1 protein-coding gene is annotated in these 1077 nt (G+C 69.8%); it reads right to left on the reverse strand.

Annotated elements, in window-relative coordinates:
• On the reverse strand, positions 1-906 hold a 906-nt coding region (locus MXD57_RS31365), incomplete at its 3' end, for an ISAs1 family transposase (protein ID WP_250405603.1).
• Positions 907-1077 lie beyond the last annotated feature (171 nt).

A 1077-nucleotide genomic window follows, 5' to 3' on the forward strand; every position in this document is an offset into this window, starting at 1 on the left:
TCGTGGAAGGTGCGGTCGCGGACGTGGTGCAGCTGGTTCTCGATGCGCCAGTGACCGCGGATCCAGGCCGCGAGTTCGCTGCCGTCGGCCGCGCCGGGCGGCAGGCTCGTGACCAGGTAGATCCGCTCGATCGTCAGCTTGCCCGGTGCCCATGTCCCGTCTCCAGCGCACGACTTGGAGTGCCTGGCGTGCGTGAGGATAGTCGATGTGGGCGAACGCGGTGGTCTTCAGGCGGCGGATCTCGTCGCGGTGGTGGGCCCGGGTGCGGTCGATGTGGTCCAGGCGGATGTCGCGCCAGGGAAGGCGGCGGACCCGCTCATGCAGTCCGGGGTGGTTCCGCTTGATGACGGCCAGATAGTGAGCCCCGCGTTCGTGCAGGTAGGAGGCGTGATCGTGCTGGGTGTGCAGGGCGTCGGCGGTGATCACGGCATCGGTCAGGTCGAGGCCGTCCAGGAGCGGTGCGAAGGCCGGGATCTCGTTGCTTTTCCTGTCGATCTGTCGTTGGGCGAGGACCTGGCCGCTGTGGGTCATGGCGGCGATCAGGGCAGTGGCCGGTTGGTTTGTGGTGCGGGAGCCGCGGAGTGTCTTGCCGTCGACGGCGATGACCTTGCGTTGCGGGGCCGGGGCCTTGCGTTCCTGGAGGAAGTCGCCGAGGGCGCGGTCGAGATCGTCCCCGTCCGCAGCGGCCGGGACGAGGCGGACAGTCGTGGCATGGGGCGGGCGGATCCGGCCGGTCAGCGGGTCGGGCCGGAATCCGAGCAGGGCCAGGACGCTCTGCGGCGCGTCGGCGACCCACTCGCCGATCGCCGTGATCGAGGCGGCGCCGGCCAGAACGGCGGCGGCCGCGGAGGTGAGCAGCGCTGTCCATGGGTGACGGATGCCGCGACGGGCCCGCGGGTCAGGCACCGTGGCCAGAAACTTCCGCAGGTCAGCGACTGTCTCCAGCGGGGCTGGACCGGAGGCGTCCCCCAGTTGCTGGAGGCATGACGGCATGCGGGAAGATGGGTGCGCAGGCATGGACTCGCTCGGTGCTCATACGGACTCGACACCCACATGATCACCAGCGGCCATGCCTGT

It is taken from the genome of Streptomyces cellostaticus (genome assembly GCF_023630175.1).
GTDB classification, from domain to species: Bacteria; Actinomycetota; Actinomycetes; order Streptomycetales; family Streptomycetaceae; genus Streptomyces; species Streptomyces cellostaticus_A.